This window comes from Mangrovicoccus sp. HB161399, from assembly GCF_013184745.1.
Lineage (GTDB): Bacteria > Pseudomonadota > Alphaproteobacteria > Rhodobacterales > Rhodobacteraceae > Mangrovicoccus.
Genome location: NZ_JAATVU010000223.1, coordinates 1 through 1,609, shown reverse-complemented (window position 1 = coordinate 1,609; position 1,609 = coordinate 1). Strand labels below are relative to the sequence as shown.

At 68.5% G+C, this 1,609-nt stretch carries 2 protein-coding genes; both read right to left on the bottom strand.

Going from position 1 to position 1,609, the window contains the following annotated elements:
- Positions 1-851: electron transfer flavoprotein subunit alpha/FixB family protein (locus HCC78_RS32460; RefSeq protein WP_172332807.1), on the bottom strand; the 851-nt coding region annotated here is incomplete at its 3' end.
- Positions 851-1,609, bottom strand: a complete 759-nt coding sequence (locus HCC78_RS32455) for an electron transfer flavoprotein subunit beta/FixA family protein (protein ID WP_172332806.1) — start codon at positions 1,607-1,609, stop codon at positions 851-853. The genes HCC78_RS32460 and HCC78_RS32455, both read right to left, overlap by 1 nt.

Below are 1,609 nucleotides of genomic sequence, written 5' to 3'. Positions count from 1 at the left end.
GGCGCCTCCTCGTCCTTGTTGATCGCCACGATCACCTTGGAGTCCTTCATCCCCGCAAGGTGCTGGATCGCCCCGGAAATCCCGGCCGCGATGTAGAGGTCCGGCGCCACGACCTTGCCGGTCTGGCCGACCTGCCAGTCGTTCGGCGCAAAGCCCGAGTCGACCGCCGCCCGCGAGGCGCCGACCGCCGCACCCAGCTTGTCCGCCAGCGCGCCGATGATCGCGAAGCTCTCCTCCGAGCCGACGCCGCGCCCGCCCGAGACGACGATCTTCGCCGAGGTCAGCTCGGGACGGTCCGACGCCGCCAGCTTGTCCTCGACCCAGTCCGCCAGCCCGGTCGCGCCCGGCACCGCCACCGTCTCGACCGGACAGGCCGCCTGCGATCCGGCCGCCTCGAAGGTCGAGGTGCGGATGGTGGCCACCTTCTTGGAATCGCCGGATTTCACAGTCTGGATCGCGTTGCCGGCATAGACCGGACGCTCGAACGTGTCGCCGTCGACCACCGCGGTCACGTCCGAGATGATCATCACGTCGAGCAGCGCGGCGACGCGCGGCAGGATGTTCTTGGCATCCGTCGTGGCCGGGGCAACGACGTGTTCATGGGAATCGGCGAGGCTGGCGATCAGCTGCGCGGTGTTTTCCGCCAGCCGGTGGCCCAGGGACGCGTCCTCGGCCACCAGGACCTTCGAGGCGCCCGCGATCTGCGCGGCGGCCTCGCCTGCGGCGGCGGCAGAGGCCCCGGCGCACAGAACCGTCACGTCGCCGAGGGATTTGGCGGCGGTCATCGCCTTGGCGGTCGCATCGAGCATCAGCTCGCCGCCGGTCACTTCCGCGAGAAGGAGAACAGCCATCAGACCAGCCCTTTTTCCTTGAGTTTCGCCACCAGCTCGTCGACCGAGCCCACCATCTCGCCCGCCGCGCGCGCCGGCGGCTCGGCGGTCTTCACCACCGCCAGGCGCGGCGTCACGTCGACGCCGAGATCGGCAGCGGTCTTCGTGTCGAGCGGCTTCTTCTTCGCCTTCATGATGTTGGGCAGCGAGGCATAGCGCGGCTCGTTGAGGCGCAGATCCACGGTGACGATCGCCGGGAGCTTGACCTTGATGGTCTGCAGCCCGCCGTCGACCTCGCGGGTGACGGTGGCGCTGCCGCCCTCGACCGCGACTTCCGAGGCGAAGGTCGCCTGGCTCCAGCCGAGCAGCGCCGAGAGCATCTGCCCGGTGGCGTTCATGTCGTTGTCGATCGCCTGCTTGCCGGCCAGGACCAGCTGCGGCTGCTCCTCCTCGACGATCTTCGCGAGGATCTTGGCGACGGCGAGCGGCTCGATATCGGTGTGCACGTCATCGGCGGCCTCGACCAGGATGGCGCGGTCGGCGCCCATGGCCAGCGCGGTGCGCAGGGTTTCCTGGGCCTGCTTGACGCCGACGGAGACCGCGACGATCTCGGTGGCGACGCCCTTCTCCTTGAGCCGGATGGCCTCCTCGACGGCGATTTCGTCGAAGGGATTCATCGACATCTTGACATTGGCAAGATCGACGCCGCTGCCATCCGCCTTCACGCGGACCTTCACGTTGTAGTCGATCACCCGCTTGACGGGCACGAGGATCTTCAT

Bases quoted from the DNA above. Each gene is read 5' to 3' on its own strand.
- HCC78_RS32455 (WP_172332806.1), bottom strand. From the start codon at position 1,609: ATGAAGATCCTCGTGCCCGTCAAGCGGGTGATCGACTACAACGTGAAG.